This is a genomic window from Dyadobacter beijingensis DSM 21582 (genome assembly GCF_000382205.1).
Classification (GTDB): domain Bacteria; phylum Bacteroidota; class Bacteroidia; order Cytophagales; family Spirosomataceae; genus Dyadobacter; species Dyadobacter beijingensis.
The window spans coordinates 52,431-79,206 of record NZ_KB907794.1 but is presented as its reverse complement, the minus strand read 5'-3'; the positions used below and the strand labels follow the sequence as shown (position 1 = coordinate 79,206).

Below are 26,776 nucleotides of genomic sequence, written 5' to 3'. Positions count from 1 at the left end.
CTTACCCTCTTTGCAAACGGAATTAGAAAAAAATTAAATCGACTCCCCAAATCCTGCTATTCTTCCGATATGACCCGAATTTTCAACCTGCTGGCCGCTTTTTGCCTTATTCAAATCCTCTCGCTTACCCTGCATGCGCAAACGGAAATGCCGCTTTACCCGAATGGCGTGCCGAATGCAAAACAGGCCGAGGACAGGGAAACCAACCAGAATAATGTGGTCCGAAACGTCTCAAAACCTACATTAACGGCCTTCCTGCCACCCGCAGGCACCGGAAACGGCACCGCGGTGATCGTGTGTCCCGGCGGCGGCTATGGCGTGCTCGTGATCGACCGCGAGGGTTACCAGGTAGCGAAAGCGCTCAACAAGCAGGGCATTGCCGCTTTCGTATTGAAATACCGCCTCCCCGACGACCGCATTATGCAGGACAAGGCTATCGGGCCCTTGCAGGATGCACAGCAGGCCATCAGGACTGTGCGCGAAAAGGCGAAAGAATGGGCCATTGACCCCGCGAAGATCGGGATCATGGGCTTCTCGGCCGGCGGGCATCTGGCGGCGACGGCCGGTACGCATTACGACAGTGCATTCGTCGCTAATCCGCAGAAGACCAGCCTTCGTCCCGATTTTATGATCCTCGTTTACCCGGTTATCAGTTTTCTGGATAAAATAGGGCATAAGGGCTCATCCGCAAACCTGCTAGGGCCTGCGCCTGCACAGGAGCGCGTGCGGTATTTTTCCAATGAGCTTCAAGTGTCGCGCACGGCCCCGCCCGCATACCTCACGCATGCGGGCGACGATACGGTGGTGCCCGTCTCCAACAGCCTTCGCTTTTACGAAGCGCTGAATGCGCAGGGCATCCCGACGGACATGCACATTTACTCCCAGGGCCAGCACGGCTACCCGAAAGTACCGACGTTCGACGAATGGTTCGGGCGGTGCCTGCTGTGGATGCGGACGGTCGGTGTCCTGGCCGCGCCATGATCAAGGCGGCCCCGAATGCGCCACATCCAGCTTCACGAACGGTGAATTGGCACTGATGTACTCGGGTATGGCCGCTTTGAGAACGGCTACCATCCGCTCCGGTTGGCCGGAGTCCAGTGCCTGGCGCAGGGCCGATAGCCGTTGCCGTATGCAGTGCCCGGGCGGAGCGGGAAAGCGTATGCATTTGAGCAGGCCATTTTGCATTGCCGGCTCGCCCGTATCCAATGCCTCTTCCTCCGATATTTTCTCGCCGGGCCGTAAGCCGGTGAAGCTGATCTGAATATCGGCGCCCGGTTTCAGGCCCGCCAGCACGATCATGCGGCGCGCAATGTCCTCAATGCGCACGGGCTTCCCCATATCGATCGACCATATTTCTCCGCCCTTGCCCACCGCTGCCGCTTCGAGCACGAGCTGGCATGCTTCCGTCGGGGTCATCAGATAGCGCTCGGCGTCGGGGTGCGTGACGGCCACCGGTCCGCCCTCCCGGATTTGCTGCGCAAAACGGATCAGGAATGAGCCATTAGAACCCAGTACATTGCCAAATCGTGTGATAATGAATTGGGTCTGACCGTGATATTCGTCATGCAGGTATTGCAGGTAAAGTTCTCCGAAGCGTTTCGTAGCACCCATAATGCTGGCTGGGCGGACGGCTTTGTCGGTGGAAACATAAATGAATTTTTGGACGCGGTAGGTAATGGCGAGGTCCGCGAGGATCACGGTGCCGAGCACGTTGGTTTTGATGGCCTCGTAGGGCTGGTGCTCCATGAATGGGACGTGTTTGTATGCAGCCGCGTGAAATACCGTCTGAAAATGGTGCCGGAAAAAAAGCTCCGCCATTCGCTGTGCATCGGTGATATTGGCGACGTAGCAATGCAGGTTCACATGCTGGAAGTGCTGGCGCAGAAAAAGGTCGAGGTCGTGGAGTGCCGTTTCGGATTGATCTATCAAAACCACCTTCGCCGGCGCAGATGCACATACCTGTGCGGCAAGTTCGCTGCCGATGGTGCCGGCGGCGCCGGTGATGAGGATGGTACGGCCTTTAATTTCACGTGCGCTGTTTAGAGCGTCGAGGACAATGGCCGGGCGACCGAGCAGGTCTTCGGGGTTGAATGGGTAAGTGTGTCGTTTTGCTGGCATAAGGCTATCATTTGTTAATTGATACCCTTGATACGAGCGTTTCGGGATTTGGTCACAAAAAAAGAGCTGCAAGTGTACAGCTCTTTTCGCAATGTATTTTTTACTAAAATGTCAGATCAGCTTTTCGAAGATCCCCGGCGCCAGACCGAACAGGATCGTCAGGAAAGTCGCAAGTACCAGGATGATCTGATAGAACGGCGCTACCCGGATTTTTACCGTGTCGCCCTCCCTGAAATAAGACGAGATAATCACGCGGAAATAGTAGTAAATACCCACCGTCGACATCAGTACCGCGATCACCGTGATCCAGATAATGCCGCGCTCTGCCGCGCTGGTGAAGATGAAGAATTTACCCCAGAAACCGGCTGTGAGGGGGATACCCGCGAGCGACAGCATGGAAACCGCCAGCACGAATGCCAGCAGGGGGTTCTGCCTGGCGAGCCCGTTGAATGCTTCGTAGCGTTCGTTCGGCTGTCCTTCGATGGATTTTTCTTTGGAAACGAGCATCAGCACACCGAATGCGGAGATGGTCGAAAGCGAGTAGGCGAGTGAGTAAAAGACAATAGCGTTTTGGCTGGGCTTCGTGAGTGCCGTCAATGCGATGAGCAGGTAGCCGGCATGCGAGATACCCGAATAGGCGAGCATTCTTTTGAAACTTCCCTGGCTGGTAGCACCGATGTTGCCCACCAGCATGGTCAGCACGGCGATGATCGCGATGACGATCCACCAGAAGCCGTAAATAGCGAACGTACCATTTAGTAAACGGAACAGCGCGGCGAAACCGGCCGTTTTCACGATCGTCGACATGAAAGTGGTAAAGATAGTCGGCGCGCCTTCGTACACGTCCGGCGTCCAGAAATGGAATGGCGCGGCCGATACTTTGAACAGCATACCGATCAGCAGCAGCAGCAAGCCTGCATAGAAGATGTAGGACTGCTGGCCCATATTCATATTAGAAGCAAAACCCTGGATAGCGGCGAGCTTGAACGAGCCGGTGGCGCCGTACAGCAAGGTCATACCGAAGAGCATGAAGCCCGTTGCGAATGCACCCATTAAAAGGTATTTCAATGCTGCCTCGTTGGAGCGCAGGTTGCGTTTGTTGCTACCTGTCAGCACGTACATCGCTACCGAGAGGATTTCTACTCCGATGAAAAGCATGATCAGGTGATCGAAGCCGATCATCATGATGGCGCCTACAAGGGAGAAAAGCATCAATCCGTAATATTCTGCCGGTTCGGAATCCGCATTGTCCTGAAAACCGCCCGAAATGGCCGCGATCATGAATGCGGAAAGCAATACGATCCCGTTGAATGCGAGCGTGAGGTTATCTACCCGCAGCATATCGTTGAAGTAGATGAACGGCCCTTTGCCCCATTCGATGAAGTTGCTGCCTAATGCGACGATCAGGAACAGCAGCACGGCCGGCAAAAGTATGTTTTTGGATTTCGAGAAGCCCAGGAAAAGGGTTATAATTCCAAAAACCGATAACAATATAATGGGATACATATTCTTAACTTAGTTATTGACCAGTTGCAACAATTGGTTTACAGCAGGCTCGGTGATTTTCAGGAATGTGCTGGGGTAAATACCGATCCAGAATACCATGATCACCAGCGGGAGCAACACGGCCCGCTCGCTCGCCGTCAGGTCCTGGAAGCCTTCCACCCATTTGGATTTGGGCCCGAACATCGATTTCTGGAACAGGCGCAGCATGTACACCGAGCCGAGGATGATCGTCAGTCCGGCTACGGCACCCAGCCAGCCTTTGTATTGGAATACACTTGAAAGCAGCAGGAACTCGCCTACGAAACCGTTGGTAAGCGGCAATGCGACGCTACCCAGCAGCAATACCATGAAGTACACGCTCAAATGCGGCGTGCTCTGCGTAATGCCCCCGAGCTGATCGAGGTAGCGGGTTTTGGTCCTTGAATAGATAATGTCGACAATGAAGAACAAGCCGATCACGTTGATGCCGTGCGCCAGCATCTGGATCAATGCGCCCTGCAAACCATTCAGTGAAGAAGAGAATACGCCGGCGGCCATCAGTCCTACGTGCGCAAAGGACGAGTAGGCGATGAGCGTTTTCATATCGCTCTGCTGAATGGCGATAATCGATCCGTAAATGATACCGATCACGGCGAGGATCATCGCCAGGAAGCCCCATTGCTGCATTCCCAGCGGTACGATAGGCAGCAGCAGGCGAATGAGCCCGTAAACCCCCATTTTCAGCATAATACCCGACAGCAGCATCGTCGCCGGTGTAGGTGACTGCGTGTAAGTATCGGGCTGCCAGGTATGGAATGGGAACAATGGCATTTTAATCGCGAATGCGATGAAGAACGCCCAGAACAGGTAGCCTTGCGCCGCAGGGCTCAGCTGCAACTGGTAGAATGCGGAGATTTCGGAAGTATGCGTACCGGGTGTCTGGTAATACAAATAAACCAGCGCTACCAGCATGAACAAGCTACCGAATATGGTATAAATGAAGAATTTGAAAGTAACCTTGATCCGGTCTTCACCGCCCCAGATCGCCGAAAGGAAGTAAACCGGGATCAGCGCCGCTTCGAAGAACAGGTAGAACAGGAAGGCGTCGGTGGCGGTAAATACGCCGATCAGTGCCGCTTCCATGAAAAGGATCAGCGAATAGAATGCGGCCGGATTTTTATAGTCGTTTTTGAATGCCGAAAGGATGATCAGCGGGGTAAGGAAGGTTGTGAGCAGCACGAGCAGCATGCTGATGCCGTCGATGCCCGCAGCAAATGAAATGCCTCCGGAAGCTACCCACGCATATTTGAACCCGAACTGGGAACCCGCCGCCGGGTCGAATTGCAGCCAGGTAAATGTTGCGACACCCAATGAAGCTAGGCCGCCAACCAGGGCCAGCTGCTTCGCGAGGCGTTCGCCGGCCAGCAGGGTGATAACGCCAGCCGCTATCGGTAAAAGTATTAAAAGAAGAGTAAGCATATTTTCAAGTCGACGGTCCTAAACCAGTATGGTACGGATTGATGAATGATCGGATCAGAGTAACAGCTTCCAGAATAATATGACCACAATGCCGATCACCATCGCGAACACGTATTCGCCGGTGGACCCCGTTTGTGTTTTTCTCAGCAATCCCGCCAGGATGTTCACCAGGCGCACCACCGCACCGATAATGAGGTCGATGGCGATCTCGCCGAAGCTGTACAGGATGTTGGACAATGTCTTAATGGGTTTTACAAATACGGCGTCATACAGTTCGTCGACATAGTATTTGTTGTAAACCACGCGTTGCAGGCTTGATTTTTCTTCCGAGTCGGGAGCGGGTACCGCACCTTTTTGTACATACATAACAAAAGCTACGATGGCAGAAATGGCTGCGGCGGCTACGGAAATGCCCATCAGCAGATACTCTTCCGAATGCGAAAGGGAAGTATGCCCGAATGCGGCCGGATTGGCTGTTTTGGCCAGATCATACAACGGGCTCATGAATTGACCCAGCTGATGCGTGCCGTGCAATGCTTCCGGCACACCGATAAACCCGCCCAATGCGGAAAGTACCGCCAGAACGATCAAAGGGATCGTCATTGAAGCCGGCGACTCGTGCAAATGGTGCTCCTGCTCGTGCGTACCGCGGAATGTTCCGAAGAAGGTCAGGAACAGCAGGCGGAACATGTAGAATGAGGTCATCACCGAGCCGAGCACACCGATTACCCACAGAAGTTTGTTGTGTTCGAATACGTGGGCAAGGATCTCATCTTTCGAGAAGAAACCCGCGAATGGCGGCAAGCCGGCGATCGCCCAGGTAGCGATGAAGAACGTGATAAATGTAATCGGCAGTTTCTTGCGCAGGCCGCCCATCGAGCGGATATCCTGTTCGTCGGACATGGCGTGGATCACGCTACCGGCACCGAGGAAGAGCAATGCTTTGAAGAATGCGTGGGTAATGACGTGGAACATCGACGCCGAATAGGCCATAGCGCCCAGACCCATGAACATATAACCCAGCTGACTCACCGTAGAGTAGGCCAGTACCTTTTTAATATCGTTTTGCAAAATACCGATCGACGCGGCGAACAATGCCGTTGCACCACCAATAATGCCCACGATTTCGAGTGTTGAAGGCGCGAGCGAGTAGAGCACGTTGGAGCGGATCACCATGTAAATGCCCGCGGTCACCATCGTAGCGGCGTGGATCAGGGCGGAAACAGGCGTAGGGCCGGCCATCGCGTCGGGAAGCCAGGTATACAAAGGAATCTGCGCCGATTTACCCATTGCGCCTACGAAAAGGAACAAAGTAATGGTGATGATCACCGGGTCGCCTACCTGGAAGCCTGCGGCCGCTTTGCTGAACACTTCGGTGTATTCTACCGAACCGAACGTAGCGATGATCGTGAAGATACCGAGGAGAAATCCAAGGTCACCCACACGGTTCATAATGAATGCCTTACGGGCAGCATTGTTGTAGTTGGTATTCTTGTTCCAGAAACCGATAAGCAGGTAAGAGCAAAGTCCTACACCTTCCCAGCCGATAAACATGATCACGTAGTTCGAGCCCAGCACCAGCAGGAGCATGAAAAACAAGAACAGGTTCAGGTAAGCGAAAAATTTACCGAAACCCGAATCGTGGTGCATGTAGCCGATCGAATAAATGTGGATCAGCGAGCCTACGCCCGTGATGATCATCAGCATTAATAACGAAAGCTGGTCGACCTGGAAAGAGAAGGGAATGTTGAGGTCGCCTACGGTGATCCAGTCGAAAAGCGGGACGATGAACGGCTGGCTTCCGCCCGCTACGAACGCATTGAACGTCATCACGGAAAGCACGAAACTGGCCACTACCGCCAGCGTTCCGATGATACCGACTGCGCCTTTGGGAATATTGGGAAATCCGAGTCCGTTGATCAGAAAACCGGCGAGCGGCAGCAGCGGAATCAGGATGAGTAATGATGCAGACATGTCTATTTGTTAATCTTTAATCTCTGGATTGTTTACCATTTCAGCTTATTCAGGAACCCGATGTCGGTATTTCTGGTATTGCGGTAAATCATTACGATAATGGCAAGCCCGACGGCCACTTCTGCGGCGGCAACCGCCATGATGAAGAATACGAAGACCTGCGCGGAAGGATCGGACCGGTAGGAAGAGAATGCGATCAGCAGCAGGTTAGCGGCATTGAGCATCAATTCGATCGACATGAAAATGATGATGGCATTTCTCCGCGTAAGTACGCCGATGATACCGATCACAAATAGCAAGGTGCTGAGAATTAAATAGCTTTGAAGTGGGATATTTTGAATAACCGCTGGTATGTTAACCTCTGGCATCGTAGGGTTTGGGATCATAGCAGGTTTACCTAGTTGGATATCCGGTTAAAATAGTCAAAAATAGATTTCTGGCAAAAATAGACATAATTACTACTTACTCAAACCTGAGGTAAGATTATGTCAACGTTGGGTTAATCCCCTTAATTTAATCTCCGTCAATTTGCGTTTCGTGTCGAGGGGGAACTCGCCTTTCATCATCCAGTCGAAAAACGACGGTTCGTTTTTCAATATATCGGCCACACGTTTGCCATTGTGTTTCCCGAAATTGAATACTTCCTCCCCCTTGTCGTTGAACACCATACGGCCCGCGAAATCCACGATCCGGGAAGCCGTCAGTTCGTGCAGCGCCGCCACGTCGTTCTGAATGGGCTGCGTTTCCTTACCGTGCGAATCGACGACGGTAACGCCCTCGTACCTGGCGATTTGTCCTTGTAAAACTTCAAAGGTAGCAATGGTATCGGCTTCGGCGCTGTGGGCATTGTCGAGGGTTTTACCGCAGTAAAACTTGTAGGCAGCTCCCAGGTTCCGCGGTTCCATCATGTGGTAGATCCGTTGCACGTCCACCATCCGGCGGTTTTTGATATCGAAATCCACACCCACGCGCAGAAATTCCTCCACGAGCATCGGGATATCGAACCGGTTGCTGTTGAAACCGGCCAGGTCGCAGCCTTCGAGGAAGGATGCGAGGTTTTTGGCAACGCTTTTGAATGTGGGGGCGTCTTTGATGTCTTCGTCGTAAATGCCGTGTATGAGGCTGCTTTCCAGCGGGATAGGAATTTCGGGGTTGATCCTCCGCGTGCGGATCTCGGTTTCGCCATTCACCAATGCTTTTACTACGGAGATTTCTACAATGCGGTCGCGGACAATGTTGACTCCGGTTGTCTCAAGATCAAAAAAAGCAAGGGGCTTTTTGAGATGGAGGGTATGCATGGGTTACTCAGGTTGATTTGGCACCGCGAAGTTAAGGTGAACGGCGTGACGGCACAAGGAATGGGCTTGTTTATAAAGATTATAAAAAAGGATGTCAGGTGTAGTCAGGTATTGTCATTTTTGGTCAGGGGTGGTCTGGTTTGGTCAAGGGTAGTCATTTTTGGTCAGGGGTGGTCAGGGTTGGTCAAGGGTAGTCATTTGTGGTCAGGTGTATGATCGCCAGTGCGATTTTCTTCTACTATGACTATAAATGACAATACCTGACCAATCCTGACTACTAATGACCACACCCGACCATAACGAAAGGCGTCACTAATCAATCCAATCGTACGATTTGGTAACCGCTTTCTTCCAGCCTTTGTAATAGGTATCCCGCTTTTCGTCGGGCATATCGGGGTTCCACGTATGGGCGATGGCCCAGTTTTTCTTCAGATCATCGGTGCTTTTCCAGTAGCCCACTGCCAGTCCGGCGGCGTAGGCCGCGCCCAATGCGGTGGTTTCGGCCACGGCCGGGGAAACTACCTGCGTGTTGAGAATGTCGGATTGGAACTGCATTAATAGCTGGTTATGTACCATCCCGCCGTCGACACGCAAGCTGGCGAGCTCGATGCCGGAATCCTGCTCCATGGCTTTCACCACATCGGCGGTCTGGTAAGCTGTGGCTTCCAGTACGGCACGGGCAATGTGCCCTTTGTTCACATAGCGTGTAAGGCCCGCTACCACGCCGCGGGCGTCGTTGCGCCAGTAGGGGGCATACAGGCCTGAGAATGCTGGTACAAAATACGCCCCGCCATTGTCTTCGACCGTCGCGGCCAAAGGCTCGATGTCGCTGCTGTTCTGTATCAGGCCGAGGTTGTCGCGGAGCCATTGCACGAGCGCACCGGTCACGGCCACGCTCCCTTCCAACGCATATTGCACCGGCTGGTCGCCGAATTTGTAGGAAATGGTCGTCAGCAGGCCGTTTTCGGAGGTTTTCAGCTCTGTACCCGTGTTCATTACGAGGAAACAGCCGGTACCATATGTGTTTTTGGCCATGCCGGGTTCAAAGCAGGTTTGGCCTACCAATGCCGCGTGCTGGTCGCCCAGGTCGCCCGCCACGGGCACGCCGGGAAGCACTTCATGGGTAGCATAGCCATATATTTCGCTGCTGCTTTTGATGGCAGGGAGCATAATTTCAGGGATATTGTAGGCCGCCAGCATCGATGGGTCCCATTGCAATGTGCGCAGGTTCATGAGCTGGGTGCGGCTGGCATTGGTCACATCCGTCACGTGAATGCCGCCGTGCGTGCCGCCCGTGAGATGCCAGATCAGGAAGGTATCGATGTTTCCGAAAATCGCCTCGCCTTTCTCTGCGTCTTCGCGGATACCTGCTACGTTATCGAGGAGCCATTTGAGTTTCAAACCGCTGAAATAGGTCGAAACGGGCAGACCGGTAATGTCGCGGAACTGGTTCAGGCCGCCTTCTTTTTCATACTTCGCAACGAGGTCGGTGGTGCGGGTATCCTGCCAAACCAATGCATTGTAATACGGCTTGCCGGTGCGCTTGTTCCAGACGACTGTCGTTTCGCGCTGGTTGGTAATGCCTACCGCGGCAATATCCTGCGCATGTGCCGATACATTGATCCGCGCCAGGGCGATCACTTCCAGCGTATTTTTCCAGATTTCGGTCGGGTTATGCTCCACCCAGCCGGGGTGTGGGTAAATCTGTTCGTGCTCTTTTTGTCCTACCGAAACAATATTCCCCTGTTGGTTGAAAAGTATGCAGCGTGTGCTGGTGGTACCCTGGTCAATGGCGGCAATGTATTTGGACATAATAGTATTATGATTGATTTTATTTGTAGTAAAGCAAGTAAATAGGCAAAATTAACCGAGCAGCACAAACGGCCGGCCAATTTTATTGAACGGGGCATTGTAAATCCCTGTCGCACCGTTGCCTATCCATATATTTGCGGTTCAGAACATCTCACATGAAAAACAGCAGGGTCAAAAAAGGGTTACTGGCATTGTTATGCTTCCTGCTCCTGATTTGGGTACTTGACTTCGCCTTCCCCTTCCGCCCGGCAATCCGTTACGCCACGCAAATCACTGACTCGAAAGGCCGCGTAATCCATGCATTTTTGAGTAAAGAAGACAAATGGCGCCTCTATTCGCATGTGAACGAAATCACGCCGCTGCTGCGCAAAACGCTCATTTACAAGGAAGATCAGTATTTCTATTATCATCCGGGCGTGAACCCGCTCGCGGTGGTGCGGGCGGCGGTGCGCAACGTATTTTCGGGCAAAAGGACGTCGGGTGCTTCGACGATCACCATGCAGGTGGTGCGCCTCATGGACCCGAGGCCGCGCACGTACCTGAACAAAGTGGTAGAAATGTGGCATGCCGCACAGCTCGAAATGCACTATTCCAAAGCGGAGATCCTGCAATTGTATGTCAATCTGGTGCCTTACGGCGGTAATATCGAGGGGATCAAGGCTGCTTCGCTGCTCTATTTCGGCAAAGCGCCGCAGCTGCTGAGCCTGGCCGAAATTACCGCATTGACCATCGTGCCCAACCGTCCCTCGGGCCTGCGCCCGGGCACGCGTAACGACGCATTGCGCGTGGCGAGGAACAGCTGGCTCAAACGGTTCGAAGAGGACGGATTGTTCGATGCGAATGTGATCCGGGATGCTTTGGAGGAGCCATTGGATATCCGCCGCCGACAGATGCCGCGGCTTGCCCCGCATGTATCGATCCGCCTCAAACAGCAGTTTCCCGACGAGCCGGTGATCAGTACTTATCTTAATCTCCAAGCGCAAAGCCAGATCGAGGAGCAGGTGCGGAACTACATCAACCGGCGGCAGCTGATGAACATCCATAATGCCGCCGTGCTGGTGATCAATAACGAAACGATGCAGGTAGAGGCCTACATAGGCTCTGCCGACTTCAACAACCCGTTCGACGGGGGGCAGGTGGATGGGGTACGGGCCGTGCGGTCGCCGGGCAGTACTCTCAAACCACTACTCTATGCAACGGCTTTCGACGCGGGCATTATCACGCCGAAATCGGTGCTGAACGACGTGCCGGGGAATTTCAATGGCTACGAACCGGAGAATTTCGACCGGCATTTCAACGGGGCCGTCACGACGGAGTTTGCATTGGCCAATTCGCTGAATATCCCGGCCGTGAAGGTTTTGAAGGACATCGGCACCCCTGCCTTGATCGCCAAATTGCGGAAAGCGGGTTTCAAAACGGTGGATAAGCAGGCCAAAGACCTGGGTCTTTCGATGATATTGGGCGGGTGCGGCGTGACGCTGGAAGAATTGACACGGCTTTTTGCCGCATTTGCCAACGAAGGGCAGCTACGCAACCTGAGGCTCAGCAGCGCGGATGCCGTTGTAAAAAAGGGAATACCGATATTGTCGCAGGAAGCAACTTACTTGACTACCAGTATTTTAACCCAAATCACCCGGCCCGATTTGCCCACCAATTTTGACAATACCTACCATTTGCCCCGCATCGCCTGGAAAACGGGCACTTCTTATGGAAAAAGGGACGCATGGAGCATTGGTTATAACCGCCGGTACACAGTCGGGGTATGGGTCGGTAATTTTTCGGGAGAAGGCGTAGCCGAGCTGAGCGGCGCCAATACCGCCACGCCGCTGCTCTTCTCGATCTTCAATGCATTGGACTACAACTCTCCCAAAGGCTGGTACCAATCTCCGGCTAACATTGCACTGCGTAATGTGTGCCCCGTGAGCGGCGACATTCCTTCCGAATTTTGTGATCACGAGGTGCCGGCGCAATACATTGTGGGCGTGTCGGGCTATCACAAATGCCGGCATATGCGATGGGTATTCACGGATGCGGCGGGCAAAATGTCCTATTGCACCTACTGTCTTCCCGAAAAAGATTTTGAAAAGAGGGCTTACCCGAATCTCGCACCGGAACTGATTGCATTTTATGAGTTACAAAAACTGCCGTATGCCAAAATCCCTCCGCATAACCCGCAATGCGAACGGGTATTTCACGAAGGCGCGCCGCTGATCGTGAGCCCGAACGAAGGCAGCGAATACTATATCCGCAAGGACGAGCCGCAGCAGATTCAGCTAGCGTGCCAGGCGGCGAATGATGTTCAGGAAGTGTATTGGTATGTCAATGATAAATTACACCAAAAATCGCCGCCGCAGGAAAGCGTCTTCATCAGTCCGCCGCTGGGACGCGTCAAAATATCCTGCTCCGATGACAAGGGACGGAATTCGGACGTTTGGATTGTGGTGAAGCGGATGTAGCGGATCACAGCGGCTGATCCTTTGCTTCCTGGTACAGCACCTGTATGAGCGTCTGTCCTACCGCTTTTAACGTTTTCGGATCGATGTTTTCCATCGTGTCGTGGGTGGTGTGCCACTGGTCGAAGAACGTTTTGTTGAGGTTGTGCTGGTGGGTATGGATAATGTCGATCATCGGGATGCGGGCCACCTTGTTCACGGGCACGTGGTCGTCGGTAATGGCGCCGCCGGTTTCGTCGATGAAATAATTGCTGTAACCGAGGCGGCTGGCCGTAGCCCACACCTGGCGCACGGTATCATCCGCTAACTGAACGGAATAGCCCTCCTTGAAGAAAGTCGCGCCTTTTGCACCTACCATATCGAGCAATACTCCGAAATAGGCCGTATAGTTCGGGTTATGCTTGTTGGCCGCCCAATGCTGTGAGCCGAGGCAGAAACCGCCATATTCCATTCCGGTATCTTCCGAACCTGAGGAGCCCCAGTCTTCCGCATCAAAAAAGATGATATCGACGCCGATATCCGGCTTTGCGGCCTCTTTGGAAAGCACGCGTGCAATTTCAAGGAGCACGCCCACGCCGCTTGCACCGTCATTGGCGGCGAGTACAGGTTTGTTTTTCACCAGAGAATCCTGATCAGAAAATGGCCGGGAATCCCAGTGCGATGCTAACAGAATGCGTTTGCTGGCCTGCGGATTGAAACTTCCGATGATGTTCCGGGCATTTAGTTTCGTACCATCGTAGGTGGTGGCGGTAAACGGCTGCTCCACTACCTGCCAGCCGTATTTTTTCAAAGTAGCGACCAGGTAGTCGCCGCAAGCCTTATGCTGGGCGGTATTCGGCACGCGCGGCCCGAAATCGACCTGTTTTTGGACAAACTGAAATGCACTGTCGGCATTAAAATCTGCGCTTTTCACGAGTGCCGTCGGGGCTTGTTCGGCGGTTTGCTCGGAACTGGTGTTGCTTTTGCAGCCGTAAATACCGGCGACAATGGCTAGAAGTATCGGTAATTTCTTCAAAAACAAACTCTTAGAAAGAAATGACATCTCTGAATTAAATATTGTTGATAGCGCGACGACCTCCGCCGCTTCCTGTTTACTCCTCGTAAGCCCAGTCGATGCGCGTCTTGGTGTCGCGGATCACCAGCCCCTGATTTTTGAAATAAGAACGGATTTCGTCCACTTTTTCGTAGTTCTGGGAAAGTTTAAATTCCCGGTACAGTTTCAGCATGCCGTCGAGAATGGCGTGGCCTTCGGCGAGTTCTTCTTTCAGGCCGAGGACATCTTCGAAAAATACGACGAACTGCTCTTTCAGCGAAGTGAATACGGCCTCGCCCAATGCGGCGGATTTTAGCTGGCCGGTATTCAGCATGTTAATGTATTTCAGCATGTTGAACAGGTTGGCGAATGCTACTGCCGTGTTCAGGTCGTCATTCATGGCATTGTAAAAACCTTCGATCGATTTTTCGATATCGGCTTTTTTTGCGTCGTCCGCACTCACGCCGTCCTCGTGCGTGTACGTCAGGAGTTTCGCTAGGCGCAGGCCGTTCGCGAGTTTTTTGTAGCCTTTGTGAGCGGCTTTCAATGCGTCGTTCGAGAAGTCGAGCGTGCTGCGGTACTGGCTTTGGAGCATGAAGAACCGCACGGTCATCGGGCTGTACGCTTGTTCGAGCAGCTCGTGGTTCCCGGAAAACAGCTCAGCCGGCAGGAACGAGTTCCCAAGCGACTTGGACATTTTCTGGCCATTGACGGTCAGCATATTGGTGTGCATCCAGTAGCGAACGGGCTCTTCGCCGGTGAGCGATTTGCCCTGCGCGATCTCGCATTCGTGGTGAGGGAATTTCAAATCCATACCGCCGCCATGAATATCGAACTGTTTGCCCAAATACTTGGCACTCATGCAGGTACATTCGAGGTGCCAGCCGGGGAAGCCTTTGCCCCAGGGCGATTCCCATTGCATAATGTGCTCCGGGCTGGCTTTTTTCCACAATGCGAAATCGAGCGGGTTGCGCTTTTCGGCCTGGCCGTCGAGGTCGCGGGTTTCATTGAGCAAATCCTCGATAATGCGGCCCGAGAGCTTGCCGTATTCGTTGCCCCCGGCCTGGTACTTATTAATATCGAAATACACGGACCCGTTCGATTCATATGCTACACCCTTTTCGATGAGGGACTCCACGGCTTCGATCTGCTCAATCAAATGGCCGGTGGCGGTGGGTTCGATGCTCGGCGAAAGCAGGTTGAACACGGCCGTAACGTCATGAAAATCATTGGTGTAGCGCTGCACGATCTCCATCGGTTCCAGCTTCTGGAGCTTCGCCATTTTCCCGATTTTGTCCTCGCCCTCGTCGCCGTCGCCCACGAGGTGGCCTACGTCGGTGATGTTGCGCACGTAGCGGACCTTGTAGCCGATGTGCGTCAGGTATCGGAACAGGATGTCGAATGAAAGGAACGTGCGGATATTGCCCAAATGCACATTGTTATAGACCGTCGGCCCGCACACATACATGCCGACGTAGGGAGGCGCAATGGGAACGAAAACATCCTTTTTACGGGTAAGCGTATTGAATATTTTAAGTGGCTGGAAAGTTTGTGCGGTCATTTATATGTTGTACTTTCTTGATTACTGATTTTTCTTTTCGAGCCGCGTTTCGACCCAGTCGATGATTTTTTCGGCTTTTTTGAGACCTAATGAAGCCGTGTCGGCAGTTTGGATTCCCTGATAGCCCATATGCAGGTGAAGGATTTCATAAGCGCCGGTAAAGTTTGATAAAAGCGTCTTGTCAATTCGGCTCAATGCATGCTGATACCATTCAACACTCTTCGGGGTCTTTTTGTTTTTTCTCCTAAAAGCTCGTTCAGCGCCAACAACACACCTGTATAGGCTGCATGTCCTGCAATCTTAACGTACTTTCTATCCTGATAGAGTCCATCCTGCTTCCTTGCATTGTTGCTGAGAAAATCCTTTGCATTGTCGATGTGGCGTCTTGCTTCTGAGATTCCTTCCATGATAGTATGTGATTAGAGTGGTGTTTTTACTTGATTCAGACAAAAATAGCAAATAACCCAACATTGATTTGTAGGCGTAGCTGAGAATGAGCGGGTGGGAGAAGGCTATTCGGGCGTTTTGTTTATCTTCGCAGCGTTTTTGCATTTAAAATCCAGTTTGAAACTAACTTAAAATCAACACAGTAATCACTTATGAGTTTACTTACCGTAGGGTCTGTTGCATTCGATGCGCTCGAAACCCCGTTTGGAAAAACAGACAAAATAATCGGTGGTGCAGCCACTTACATCACACTAGCTGCTTCCTATTTTACCAAACAGAACAACCTCGTTGCCGTGGTAGGTGGTGATTTTCCAAAAGAAATGATCGACCTGCTCGAAGAACATGGCGTGAATACCAATGGGTTGGAGATCGTTCAGGATGGCAAGACGTTCTTCTGGTCGGGTAAGTACCATGAGGATATGAACACCCGCGACACGCTGATTACCGAGTTGAACGTCATGGAGCATTTCGACCCCATTATCCCGGATTCCTATCAGGGTACCGAATTCCTGATGCTGGGCAACACGGTGCCTGCGACCCAGAAACTGGTGATCGAGCGCCTCGCGAAACGCCCGAAGCTGATCATGCTCGATACGATGAACCTGTGGATGAATATCGCATTGGACGATCTGAAATCCGTTCTGGCGCTCGTCGATTTGTTGACTATCAATGATGAAGAAGCGCGTCTGCTCTCAGGTGAGTATTCGTTGCGTAAGGCTGCGAAGAAAATCATGGCAATGGGCCCTAAAACGCTGATCATCAAAAAAGGCGAGCATGGTGCATTGCTGTTCCAGGACGATCGTATTTTCTTCGCGCCGGCATTGCCGCTCGAAGAAGTGTTCGATCCGACCGGTGCCGGCGATACATTCGCAGGCGGTTTCATCGGCTACCTTGCGGCTACCGACGATATTTCTTTCGAAAACATGAAGCGCGCGATCATTTACGGTTCGGCGATGGCTTCCTTCTGTGTGGAGAAATTCGGTACTGAGCGCCTCGTGAACCTTTCGCAGGAAGAAATCAATTCCCGCGTGCAGGAATTTGTGAATTTGTCGAGCTTCGAAATACAATAAAAGTTTAAAGTTCAGAGTCAATGAGTCTATAAGTTGAAGACATACTTTCACTTGTAGACTCATTTTTTTATTGGCATATTGGCCTTTTTGTTTGAAAAAACGGTAACTCCGCTGATAACCTGAAATTCGTGATGAAACTGTTGCTTCCAAAAATCTTTCCCCTGCTTGCGGGCATAGTCCCTGCGGCATTCGCCCAACATTCTGTACATCCCGCATTACCGCATTCCAAGCATAAGACCGTCGTGATCGCGCACCGGGGTAACCATGTGAATGCGCCCGAGAACACGCTCGCGTCCACACGCGAGGCGATCAGCTGCGGCGCTGACTATGTGGAAGTGGATCTGAGGACCACCAAAGATGGCCACCTCGTCGCGATGCATGACGCCAAAGTGGATCGCACAACGAACGGTACCGGTAAAATCGCCGATATGACCTGGCAGGAAGTGGAAGAATTGCAGGTTTTCAACCGAAATAAAAAGACGCACCGCATTCCCGAGTTCAGGGAAGTACTCGCGCTTTGCAGAGGCAAAATCAACATTTACCTCGACTTCAAGGAAGCCGATGTGGCCGAAACCTGGAAACAGATCAAAGCCGCAGGCATGGAGCACCAGGTGGTGATTTATTTAAATAAGGAGGAACAGTACGGAAAATGGAGAGAAGTAGCGCCCGAGGCGCCGCTAATGACCAGCCTGCCTAAGGAAATCCGCAGCAGAGACCAACTTTCCGCTTTTCTCGCGCATACCCATATCCAGGTAGCCGACAATATCACTGATCCCGAATTGCTGAAGGCCGCCCATGCGATGGGCCTTTCCGTCTGGCTCGACGTGCAAAGCGCCACCGAAGGCCCGGCGTCCTGGAATGAGGCGTTGCACAAAGGTGTTCAGGGCTTGCAAACGGACAAGCCAGCCGAGATGGTTTCGTATTTCAAGAGTCACGTTCAGTAGCGGTGGGAATACCAAGCCGACGGAACTAATGTGCCCTTGTGGCGTCAAAAACCGGACAATCCGCGTCATGCGCGCCCGGTAGATAACCCGTACTCATCAGAAATTCATTCACAATCTCCCCGCCTGTGAATTTAAAAGTCTTCTTGAACAGCTTGACCCATTGCTCTTTGGTCAAAGGATGATGCGCGTCGATCCAGCCTTTGAATGAGCCGTAGTCCTTTTTCAATTCGAGAATTTTCTGCGCATTCACAATAGCCGCATTCACTTTCAAACGATTGCGGACTATGCCCGGGTCGGCAAGTAGCCGCTCGCGATCGGATTCGTCGTAGGCAGCCACTTTTTCAATGGAGAAATTATCATAAGCTGCCCGGAAGCTGTCCTGCTTGCGGAGCATCAATGTCCAGCTAAGGCCGGCCTGATTGATTTCCAGCAAAAGCCGTCCGAAAAGCTCGTCGTCGTCGTCGATCGGGAAACCGTACTGGTTGTCGTGATAATGTTTGTGGAGCAGGTAATCGGCCTGCTCCGAGGGGTTGTTGTTGACGTAAGTGCAATATGACATCGCGGTATTGCTTAAATGATCTCTTAAAAAAGATATGGCTAACAGATGACTTTGCAAATGTGGAAGCCTGGAATGACAACCCTATGTCAGCAGCATTTCAATTTTTTTCGGAATGCCGCCGCGCCTTCATTCTTCGTACCTGCTGCTGCATCCACGGATAGCCGATATACACGACTTTCGTCGCGCCTATGCCGATGCCCGCGCCCATGAGCACGTCGGCGAGCCAGTGGTGGTTGCCCAGCACACGCATGGCGCCGACTGTGGTCGCTGTACCGTAGCCGCCTATACTATATAATATACTGCGCTGCCCATACTCTTCATGCAGGATCGTGGCATTGGTGAATGCCGTAGTGGTATGCCCGGAAGGAAACGAATGGTAATCCTCGCCATTCGGCCGCGGATAGCGCACAATACGTTTCAAACTCTGCGTAACGCCCTGTGCGATCACGTTGGAGAGTAACGCCAGAATGACCTGGTCGCCCAGCTTATGTTTTCCCTTCACGCCCGCGGATGCGAGCCCGAGACTTACCACGCCAGGCGCATAGGGCAGGTATTCGTCAACATTGGTGCGGTAATGGGGATATTTAGAAACCACATTTTCCTGTAAATGCCGGCTGATTTTTCCCTGCACGATCAGCCCCGCCAGCCCGAGCGTGACAGGAGGAATGACGTCGCCCACCGTGACTTTCCACAGGCGTAGGGAATCTCCCTGGGCGAATGCGGCCTGCGGAAGAATTAGCAGCAAAAGAAAAAGGCATATCAGATATGCCTTCAAACATTTTGGGATCATAAAATAGCTTCTCTCACACGTACGAGTCTTTCCAGAAGTCCTTCCAATTGATCAAGCGGCAGCATATTGGCGCCGTCCGATTTGGCTTCCGAAGGGTTGAAATGCGTTTCGATAAAGAGCCCGTCGGCACCCACGGCAATGGCCGCCTTGGCAATCGTTTCGATTAGTTTCGGTTTTCCCCCGGTTACGCCGGATGTCTGGTTGGGCTGTTGCAATGAGTGCGTACAGTCCATTACCACCGGCACGCCGAATGCGGCCATTTCGGGGAGGTTGCGGTAATCTACCACCAAGTCGCCGTACCCGAAGCTGTTGCCGCGGTCGGTCAGGATTACCTGTACGTCGGGATTTACTTCGTTAATTTTTTCTGCCGCGAATTTCATGGAGGTGCCGGAAAGGAACTGTCCCTTTTTCACATTTACGGCCTTTCCCGTGCGTGCGGCTGCGGCGAGCAATTCGGTCTGGCGGCAGAGAAATGCCGGTATTTGCAGCACATCCACATATTCGGCGGCGAATGCGGCCTCGTGCGATTCGTGTATGTCGGTTACAGTAGGAATGCCGAATGTCTGACTTACTTCCTGCAAGATTTTCAGTGCTTTTTCATCACCAATGCCTGTAAATGAGTCGATTTTAGTGCGGTTGGCCTTGCGGTAGGAGCCTTTGAAAATATAGGGAATGCGAAGACGATCGGTAACGGTTACGATATGTTCAGCGATTCTGAGGGCCATGTCCCTTCCTTCGATCGCGCAGGGGCCTGCCATCAGGAAGAATGAGGTCGAATCGGTATTTTTCAGCTTCGGTATCGAGATCATACTGGTGTTGGTATAGATATTGATAAATGTTTTGCGAATGTACGGCTATCCGTAACGTTCTCTTTGTAGTGAGGATATTTCTTAAAATCAAATGCTTCTAAAAGGCTGATTTCCTGCTTTTTTTTATTTTAAACACGGATTGTGCAATAAAAAGGTCCGTTTAAAAAATTTTTGAAAAAGTGAACTGAAATATCTTTCTTTGTGGCGATTTTAACCAAAAAGTGATTATAAAATGTCAGCAATTGCAGAAAGAGTTAAGCAAATTATCGTCGAAAAACTCGGCGTTGAAGAGTCGGAGGTTACACCGGAAGCAAACTTCCAGAACGACTTGGGAGCGGACTCTCTAGACACCGTTGAATTGATTATGGAATTCGAAAAAGAATTCAATCTTTCTATCCCTGACGATCAGGCAGAGAACATCGGTACAGTTGGTCAGGCTGTTGCATATCTGGAAGAAAACGTGAAGTAATCCGGTTTTTACCAGTACAATCTTCTATTTCTGTCCCAATTTTATGAGTTTTAAGCGAGTTGTAATTACAGGAATGGGCGCTTTGACGCCCGTTGGCAATGATGTTCCTACCTTTTGGTCAAATCTGGTTGCAGGCGTAAGCGGTGCAGCCCCCATCACGCGGTTCGACGCTGAAAAGTTTCGTACCCGTTTTGCGTGTGAGGTAAAAGGCCTGGACGTTACGAATTACATCCCCCGGCAAGAAGCCCGTAAAATGGACCCCTTTACACAGTATGCCGTCATCGCGGCTGATGAAGCGATGAAGGACGCCGGCTTTGACGCAGATACGCTTGATCTCGACAAAGCCGGTGTAATTTGGGGCTCCGGTATCGGTGGCCTCAAAACTTTCGAGGAAGAAGTGATGAACTTCTCCGAGAACGGCAGAACTCCCCGCTTCAATCCTTTCTTTATCCCGAAAATGATCGTGGACAGCGCTTCGGGCGTACTGTCGATCCGGTATGGTTTCCGGGGACCCAATTTTATCACGGTATCGGCCTGCGCTTCGGCTACCAACGCATTGATCGACGCATTCAACTACATCAAACTCGGTTTGATGAATGTGTGTATCTCCGGCGGTTCGGAAGCGGCGGTGACGATTGCCGGTGTGGGTGGTTTCAATGCATTGAAAGCATTGTCCGAAAGAAACGATTCGCCTGAAACTGCCTCGCGCCCTTACGACAAGGACCGTGACGGTTTCGTGCTTGGAGAAGGTGGAGCGGCAATTATTTTGGAAGAACTCGAACATGCGAAAGCACGCGGGGCCAAGATTTACGCCGAAATGATCGGTGCAGGCATGTCGTCCGACGCCTATCACATCACCGCGCCGCACCCGGAAGGGTTGGGGGCTTACATTGTAATGAAAAATGCAATCGAAAATGCAGGTATCAAGCCTGAGGAAATCGATTACATCAACACGCACGGTACATCTACCCCGATCGGTGATCCGCAGGAGATCAAAGCCATAGAAAAATTCTTCGGCGAGCATGCATATGATCTGAATATCAGCTCTACGAAATCGATGACAGGGCATTTATTGGGAGGAGCAGGAGCGATTGAAGCTGCCGCCTGTATCATGGCGATCAAAGACCAGGTCGTGCCGCCTACCATTAACCATTTCACCGACGATCCGGAAATCAACCCCCGGTTGAAGCTTACCTTCAATAAAGCGGAAAAACGTCGCGTAAATGTCGCTTTGAGCAATACTTTCGGTTTCGGAGGTCATAATGCGTCAGTCGTTTTCAAAAAGTATGAAGACTGATTAATTCTCTACCATTGGCAAAACGAATTCTTATACCGATACTTTCCCTGTTCAGGAGTGGAACTGCTGAGGATAAAAAATTTAAGGAGTCGATTGCGCATGTTATAGGCGACAAGCCTTCCAATCTCGGCGTTTATCAGCTGGCTTTCAGGCATACTTCCGCTTCCCGCGAAACCGCTATCAAGGGTTTCAGGGAGTCGAACGAGCGTTTGGAATACCTCGGTGATGCAGTGCTGGGCATGGTGGTAGCAGAATTTCTTTTTACCAAATATCCCTACAAGGACGAAGGCTTCCTTACCGAAATCCGCTCACGTATCGTAAACCGCGAATCGTTGAACCAGATTTCACGCAAGCTGGGCCTCGACCGCCTCATCGAATACGACGGGAACCGCCGCGGTATGTCGCCGCGCTCTTCCATGTACGGGGATGCGCTCGAAGCATTCGTGGGTGCCATTTACCTCGACAAAGGGTTCCGTTTCACGCGGACCTTCATTATCAGCAAGCTCATTACGCATTACGATCTGGACAGCATTATCCAGAACAATGTGAACTTCAAGAGCCTCATCATCGAATGGGCGCAGCGCGAAGGGAAGGAAATCCGCTTTGAAATACTCGAAGAACGGGGTACGCGCCATCACCGCGAATTCATTTCCCAGATCCTGGTGAACGACGAGCCGTTTGCGATCGGCAATGGCTTTACAAAGAAAAAAGCCGAGCAATCCGCGTCGGAACAGGCTTGCACCATTCTTGAATTAAAATAACCAGTCCTTATTGAATAGTTATCGCTCATTGGTGTTCCAATGGGCTGATGGTGTTTTTGGCATTTTGTTAGCTCAAATGCAGCCATTTTGTCGGTACTCTAATTTTGATTTTGCAAAAATCGGTCATTTTGTCGCTTATTTTATGTTTTTTTTAGCCCGGAACGGAAGTTGTTACACAGAGGGCATAACCGCAACGGTTAGAAAACTGAAAAACTAAAAACAAAACCTTATAGCAATGAGCACGTTAGTCAAACATTTCGCAGCACCTTCTTATTTGAATGGATTTTTTGGTAAAGACCTTTTCAACGAATACAATGCTCCTGCGTTCGCAGGCACCGTCCCCGCTGTGAACGTGGTTGAAAGTCAAGAAGGGTTCCGCATCGAAGTAGCGGCTCCCGGCCTTCAAAAATCCGACTTCAAATTGAACCTCGAAAAAAATCAACTGACCATTTCGGCTGAGAAAGAGGTGAAAGAAGAAGAGAAAAACGAAAAGTATACCCGGAAAGAATTTAAATATAACTCTTTCCAAAGGACCTTCACCTTGCCTAACACCGTGGATGGCGATAAAATCGAAGCTAACTATGCCGATGGCATTCTGAGCATCGCACTGCCTAAAAGGGAGGAGGCGAAAGAAAAACCAGCCCGCGTGATCGAAATCGCTTAACCGGACTGACCTGCATGATGGGCGTTATTCGTTGGGATAACGCCTTTTTTATGAGCGCCGGAGGATAATCCCGTGGCAGGATATTTTAGTAAATTCCCAAATGGAATATCTTTGTTAAAAGATGTTAAACGAATCCACGACGGGAATAATTTGTTGATCGATTTGCGTTATTTGTCCATAAAAATATAACCCCAACATATGTCTATGAAAACAAATTGGAAAGGTTTGGTGTTGGTTGGGTTGATTTCAAGCGCGTCAACCATAGCTGGCCTCAAACTACTTGGCCCTGATCATGATAGAGATGTAATTTTCAAAGAAGCAGGTTCCGAAAATATAGCACGTTTTACATCGGCAGGTGCTCCTGCGGGTGCGCCGGGAGATTTCGTATATGCGGCTGAGGCTACCACGCCAACGGTAGTCCACATTAAATCCACCAGTACAAGACAGTCTTCCCGCGGCCAGCAGCAGATTCCCGACATTTTCCGTGATTTCTTCGGAGATGATTTCGGCAGCCCGCGCGGCCCGCAGCAGTCCGAAGCAACCGGCTCGGGCGTAATCATTACCAACGACGGCTACATTGTGACGAATAACCACGTGGTGGAAGGCGCGCAGGAGCTGGAAGTAACTTTGCATAATAAAAGCAAATTTCGCGCAAAGGTGATCGGTACCGACCCTTCTACCGACATTGCGGTGATCAAAATCGAAGGTAAAGACCTGCCGGCCGTAACGCTGGGCAATTCCGACGCGGTGAAAGTAGGAGAGTGGGTAGTGGCCGTTGGTAACCCTTTCAACCTCGAATCTACTGTAACAGCGGGTATCGTAAGCGCAAAAGGCCGTGGATTGGGCATTATCGGCCAGTCGCGCCGTAATCAGATGCAGCCAACCGCAGCCGCAGCCGGCGACTCCCCGCTGGAATCGTTTATTCAAACTGACGCTGTCGTGAACCCCGGTAATAGTGGCGGTGCATTGGTGAACCTCAAAGGCGAGCTGATCGGTATCAATACCGCCATCGCCAGCCCGACAGGCAGCTTCGCGGGCTATGCATTCGCCGTGCCTTCGAGCATTGTGAAGAAAGTATCGAGCGACCTGATCAAATTCGGTAATGTACAGCGTGGCTACCTGGGTATTTCCCTGGACGACCTCGATAGCAGAAAAGCCGAAGAATATGGTGTGAAAGTCAATGACGGCGTGTACGTGCGTGATTTCACCGAAAACAGCGCAGCGAAAGCTGGCGGAGTAGCCAAAGGCGACGTGATCGTGAAAGTGGACGGAATGAATATCCATTCGATCCCTGAATTGCAGCAGTCGATCGGCTTGCACAAGCCTGGCGACAAAGTGAATGTGACCGTCAACCGCGATGGTAAGGAGAAAGACCTGAGCATTACATTGCGCAACCGCACAGGCGGTTCCGAAATCATCAAACGCGACGAATCGGCGGCGGTGATGATCTCGCTCGGCGCGCAGTTCGGTAACCTGACGGATCAGGAAAAACAAAGATTATCACGTTATAAAATCGATGGCGGTGTCAAGGTACTCTCGATCGAAGGCGGCAAATTCGCCCGCTCGCAGGTGGAAGAAGGCTTCATCATTACCAAAGTGAATGGCAAGGCTGTGAAAACCGTGAAGGAGTTTGAAGCAGCAATCGCCGGTAAGGAAGAATCGATGGTACAGTTCGAAGGACTTTACCCGGATGCCCCTTACGATATCTACTCATTCGGATTCAGGTTGTAATTCAGTTGAAAGCATAAAGAAAGGGCTGCGGTGATCGTCATCGCAGCCCTTCTTGCTTATAATACCTTGCTTTTACAGCAAAAACTTCAATTTAATCACCTCTTTCTCGCTCAGGAAACGCCATTTGCCGCGGGGCAGGTCTTTTTTGTTCAAACCTGCGAAAACGGTGCGGTCGAGTTTCTGCACTTCGTAGCCCAAATGCTCGAACATCCGGCGCACGATGCGGTTGCGGCCGCTGTGGATTTCCAATCCCACGACGAATGCATCGGGTGTGACAATACCCACTTCGTCGGGACGGATAAATCCGTCTTCGAGTTCGACACCGCGTTTTAATGCTTCGAAATCCTCCGTGGCAATCGGCTTATCAAGCTCCGCCTGGTAAATCTTCTTGATACCGCTCGACGGGTGCGTCAGCTTCTCAGCCAGTTCGCCGTCGTTGGTGAGCAATAGCAAACCGGTCGTATTGCGGTCGAGGCGACCTACGGGGTAAACACGCTCCGAGCATGCTCCTGCGATGAGGTCGAGTACGGTTTTCCGCTCTTCGGGATCGTCGGTGGTCGTAATGTAATCCTTTGGTTTGTTAATGAGGATATACACCATTTTTTCCGGGTTCAATGCCTTCTTGCCGTATTTCACCACGTCGGTAGGGCGTACCTTGTAACCCATTTCGGTGATGATCTTGCCATTCACCGAAATCTGGCCGGAAGAAATGAGGTCGTCGGCCTCGCGGCGCGAGCAAATGCCCGCATTCGCGATGTAGCGGTTGAGACGGATCTCGTCGGTTTCCTCCTTATCTTTCTGTCTTGCCGAAGGCTTCCGTTTATGCTCGTAGCTGTCAAGATTGTAGCGCGGTGCGGTTTCGTACCGTCCTACTCGTCTTTCCAACCCGCTGCGGTCTTGTTCTTCGTCATCCTGAAACCGGGAGCGGTAGGAGTTTTCGTCCCTATCGTCTTTTTTTTTAAAAGAACCTTCGTTACGGTCGAACGAACGTGCCGGCCTGGATTGATCGGGTCTTTCCGATCTTGACCCGCGATCACCATTATCCCTTTCGAAACGTGGTTTGAACTCGCGGTCGCCATGATCCCTGTCGCTCCGTGGTTTGAACTCGCGGTCGCCATGATCCCTGTCGCTCCGTGGTTTGAACTCGCGGTCAGCATTGTCTCTGTCGCCACGTGGTTTGAACTCACGGTCGCCATGATCCCTGTCGCTCCGTGGTTTGAACTCGCGGTCGCCATGATCTCTGTCGCCACGTGGTTTGAACTCGCGTGAATCTCTGTCGGGGCGTGGGCGGAACTCGCGCTCGTCATTGTCACGGTCGAAGCGCGGTTTAAATTCGCGGTTACGATCTCCGCTGAATCCCGGTCTTTCCGGACGGTCGCCAAAAGGCTTTCTGTCGCCTCCACGATCTCCGCCGCGGAACGGGCGCTCATTGCCCCCGTTATCGGAACCGTATTTTTTGAAATCGGGCTTGCCGTAGCCTGGTTTGTCGAAGCGCGGTTTGTCGAAACGTGGCTTTTCGAAGCCCGGCTTGGAGAATCCCGGCTTGTCGAATCCCGGCTTGGAGAAGCCCGGCTTACCGAAGCCCGGCTTGGAAAACCCTCCGCGGTCATCGCGTGGTTTTTCGTGGTCGAAACTAGGGCGGGCTTTCTGGCCTTTGTTGTCGGAAGCGGAAAATTTCAGACTTGATTTTTTGATGCTTGGCTTGGAAAACCGGCTTTCAACTTCCGGCTTTGCACGTTTGAAGAAGCCGCCTCCACCTTTGGAGCCTCCGGCTGACGGGCGGGCACTATTGCCGCCTCTGGAACTATTTCTGTTTCTCATCAGGAATGCAGTATCACTACTGGATTTATTTCCTCTTACAAATTTACCTTGTAACCGATTAGTGCCTTAATTCGCACAAAATGGTATGAATTGCCACTAAAACAGGTTGGCCAACGTATCTGATGGTCAGAGTACTTGTGTTAGAAAAATTTAGCCTGCAAAGATACGGGATTTTTTTGAGTAAATATTTTTCAAAGTGTT

Annotated in this window: 22 protein-coding genes and 1 pseudogene; 9 read left to right on the top strand and 14 right to left on the bottom strand. The window is 51.6% G+C overall.

Translation table 11 applies throughout. From position 1 onward, the window contains the following. Window positions 1-69: 69 nt before the first annotated feature. Window positions 70-981 (top strand): alpha/beta hydrolase, encoded by a 912-nt coding sequence (locus tag H144_RS0130625; RefSeq protein WP_019945955.1) that lies wholly within the window; start codon window positions 70-72, stop codon window positions 979-981. Here H144_RS0130625 and H144_RS0130620 read toward each other — a convergent pair whose 3' ends face one another. From H144_RS0130620 to glpK, 7 genes are all read right to left on the bottom strand, one after another. Beyond that, entirely contained in the window at window positions 982-2,118 is a 1,137-nt protein-coding gene (locus tag H144_RS0130620; protein ID WP_019945954.1) for a UDP-N-acetylglucosamine 4,6-dehydratase, read from the bottom strand. 111 nt (window positions 2,119-2,229) lie between these two features. Continuing rightward, on the bottom strand, window positions 2,230-3,624 hold the full coding sequence (locus tag H144_RS0130615; protein ID WP_019945953.1) for an NADH-quinone oxidoreductase subunit N: 1,395 nt from the start codon (window positions 3,622-3,624) through the stop codon (window positions 2,230-2,232). A 9-nt stretch (window positions 3,625-3,633) separates the two neighbouring features. Beyond that, on the bottom strand, window positions 3,634-5,082 hold the full coding sequence (locus H144_RS0130610) for a complex I subunit 4 family protein (RefSeq protein WP_019945952.1): 1,449 nt from the start codon (window positions 5,080-5,082) through the stop codon (window positions 3,634-3,636). Between the two features lie 54 nt (window positions 5,083-5,136). After that, window positions 5,137-7,056, bottom strand: a complete 1,920-nt coding sequence (nuoL, locus tag H144_RS0130605; RefSeq protein ID WP_019945951.1) for an NADH-quinone oxidoreductase subunit L — start codon at window positions 7,054-7,056, stop codon at window positions 5,137-5,139. 32 nt (window positions 7,057-7,088) lie between these two features. Continuing rightward, entirely contained in the window at window positions 7,089-7,442 is a 354-nt protein-coding gene (gene nuoK, locus H144_RS0130600; RefSeq protein WP_033403560.1) for an NADH-quinone oxidoreductase subunit NuoK, read from the bottom strand. A gap of 102 nt (window positions 7,443-7,544) precedes the next feature. Then, window positions 7,545-8,354 carry a 3'-5' exonuclease gene (locus H144_RS0130595; RefSeq protein WP_019945949.1) on the bottom strand — a complete coding sequence of 270 codons (810 nt, stop codon included), beginning with the start codon at window positions 8,352-8,354 and terminating at the stop codon, window positions 7,545-7,547. A gap of 312 nt (window positions 8,355-8,666) precedes the next feature. Beyond that, window positions 8,667-10,166, bottom strand: coding sequence for a glycerol kinase GlpK (gene glpK, locus H144_RS0130585; protein WP_019945947.1), 1,500 nt, complete (start codon window positions 10,164-10,166; stop codon window positions 8,667-8,669). A gap of 155 nt (window positions 10,167-10,321) precedes the next feature. On the opposite strand from glpK, the gene pbpC reads away from it, so the two are divergent. Beyond that, window positions 10,322-12,622, top strand: coding sequence for a penicillin-binding protein 1C (gene pbpC / locus H144_RS0130580; protein WP_019945946.1), 2,301 nt, complete (start codon window positions 10,322-10,324; stop codon window positions 12,620-12,622). Between the two features lie 4 nt (window positions 12,623-12,626). Here pbpC and H144_RS0130575 read toward each other — a convergent pair whose 3' ends face one another. From H144_RS0130575 to H144_RS35275, 3 genes and pseudogenes are all read right to left on the bottom strand, one after another. Then, window positions 12,627-13,661 carry a M28 family peptidase gene (locus H144_RS0130575; RefSeq protein ID WP_026351127.1) on the bottom strand — a complete coding sequence of 345 codons (1,035 nt, stop codon included), beginning with the start codon at window positions 13,659-13,661 and terminating at the stop codon, window positions 12,627-12,629. Between the two features lie 49 nt (window positions 13,662-13,710). Further along, complete coding sequence (gene cysS / locus H144_RS0130570) at window positions 13,711-15,213, bottom strand: cysteine--tRNA ligase (RefSeq protein WP_019945944.1); 1,503 nt, start codon at window positions 15,211-15,213, stop codon at window positions 13,711-13,713. A 21-nt stretch (window positions 15,214-15,234) separates the two neighbouring features. Next, window positions 15,235-15,620, bottom strand: a pseudogene (locus H144_RS35275) (DUF5618 family protein). Window positions 15,621-15,812: 192 nt separating this feature from the next. Here H144_RS35275 and H144_RS0130560 point away from each other — a divergent pair. Further along, on the top strand, window positions 15,813-16,730 hold the full coding sequence (locus H144_RS0130560) for a PfkB family carbohydrate kinase (protein WP_019945942.1): 918 nt from the start codon (window positions 15,813-15,815) through the stop codon (window positions 16,728-16,730). A 131-nt stretch (window positions 16,731-16,861) separates the two neighbouring features. After that, window positions 16,862-17,674: a glycerophosphodiester phosphodiesterase family protein gene (locus tag H144_RS0130555; RefSeq protein WP_019945941.1), complete on the top strand. Its 813-nt coding sequence runs from the start codon at window positions 16,862-16,864 to the stop codon at window positions 17,672-17,674. Window positions 17,675-17,699: 25 nt separating this feature from the next. Here H144_RS0130555 and H144_RS0130550 read toward each other — a convergent pair whose 3' ends face one another. The 3 genes from H144_RS0130550 to kdsA form a co-directional block, all read right to left on the bottom strand. After that, on the bottom strand, window positions 17,700-18,233 hold the full coding sequence (locus H144_RS0130550) for a DNA-3-methyladenine glycosylase I (RefSeq protein WP_019945940.1): 534 nt from the start codon (window positions 18,231-18,233) through the stop codon (window positions 17,700-17,702). Between the two features lie 97 nt (window positions 18,234-18,330). After that, on the bottom strand, window positions 18,331-18,978 hold the full coding sequence (locus tag H144_RS0130545) for a phosphatase PAP2 family protein (RefSeq protein WP_229208040.1): 648 nt from the start codon (window positions 18,976-18,978) through the stop codon (window positions 18,331-18,333). Window positions 18,979-19,019: 41 nt separating this feature from the next. After that, window positions 19,020-19,832, bottom strand: coding sequence for a 3-deoxy-8-phosphooctulonate synthase (gene kdsA / locus H144_RS0130540; RefSeq protein ID WP_019945938.1), 813 nt, complete (start codon window positions 19,830-19,832; stop codon window positions 19,020-19,022). 232 nt (window positions 19,833-20,064) lie between these two features. Here kdsA and H144_RS0130535 point away from each other — a divergent pair, with 232 nt between their 5' ends. From H144_RS0130535 to H144_RS0130515, 5 genes are all read left to right on the top strand, one after another. Continuing rightward, on the top strand, window positions 20,065-20,301 hold the full coding sequence (locus tag H144_RS0130535; RefSeq protein WP_015813362.1) for an acyl carrier protein: 237 nt from the start codon (window positions 20,065-20,067) through the stop codon (window positions 20,299-20,301). A gap of 43 nt (window positions 20,302-20,344) precedes the next feature. Next, entirely contained in the window at window positions 20,345-21,598 is a 1,254-nt protein-coding gene (gene fabF / locus H144_RS0130530) for a beta-ketoacyl-ACP synthase II (protein WP_026351126.1), read from the top strand. A 14-nt stretch (window positions 21,599-21,612) separates the two neighbouring features. Beyond that, the gene (rnc, locus tag H144_RS0130525) at window positions 21,613-22,359 is read left to right on the top strand and encodes a ribonuclease III (protein ID WP_019945936.1); all 747 of its coding nucleotides are present in this window, start codon (window positions 21,613-21,615) and stop codon (window positions 22,357-22,359) included. A 235-nt stretch (window positions 22,360-22,594) separates the two neighbouring features. Then, window positions 22,595-23,023, top strand: coding sequence for an Hsp20/alpha crystallin family protein (locus H144_RS0130520; protein ID WP_026351125.1), 429 nt, complete (start codon window positions 22,595-22,597; stop codon window positions 23,021-23,023). Between the two features lie 204 nt (window positions 23,024-23,227). Beyond that, complete coding sequence (locus tag H144_RS0130515; RefSeq protein WP_019945934.1) at window positions 23,228-24,754, top strand: Do family serine endopeptidase; 1,527 nt, start codon at window positions 23,228-23,230, stop codon at window positions 24,752-24,754. A 72-nt stretch (window positions 24,755-24,826) separates the two neighbouring features. Here H144_RS0130515 and H144_RS0130510 read toward each other — a convergent pair whose 3' ends face one another. Further along, complete coding sequence (locus H144_RS0130510; RefSeq protein ID WP_019945933.1) at window positions 24,827-26,575, bottom strand: pseudouridine synthase; 1,749 nt, start codon at window positions 26,573-26,575, stop codon at window positions 24,827-24,829. Window positions 26,576-26,776: the final 201 nt, after the last annotated feature.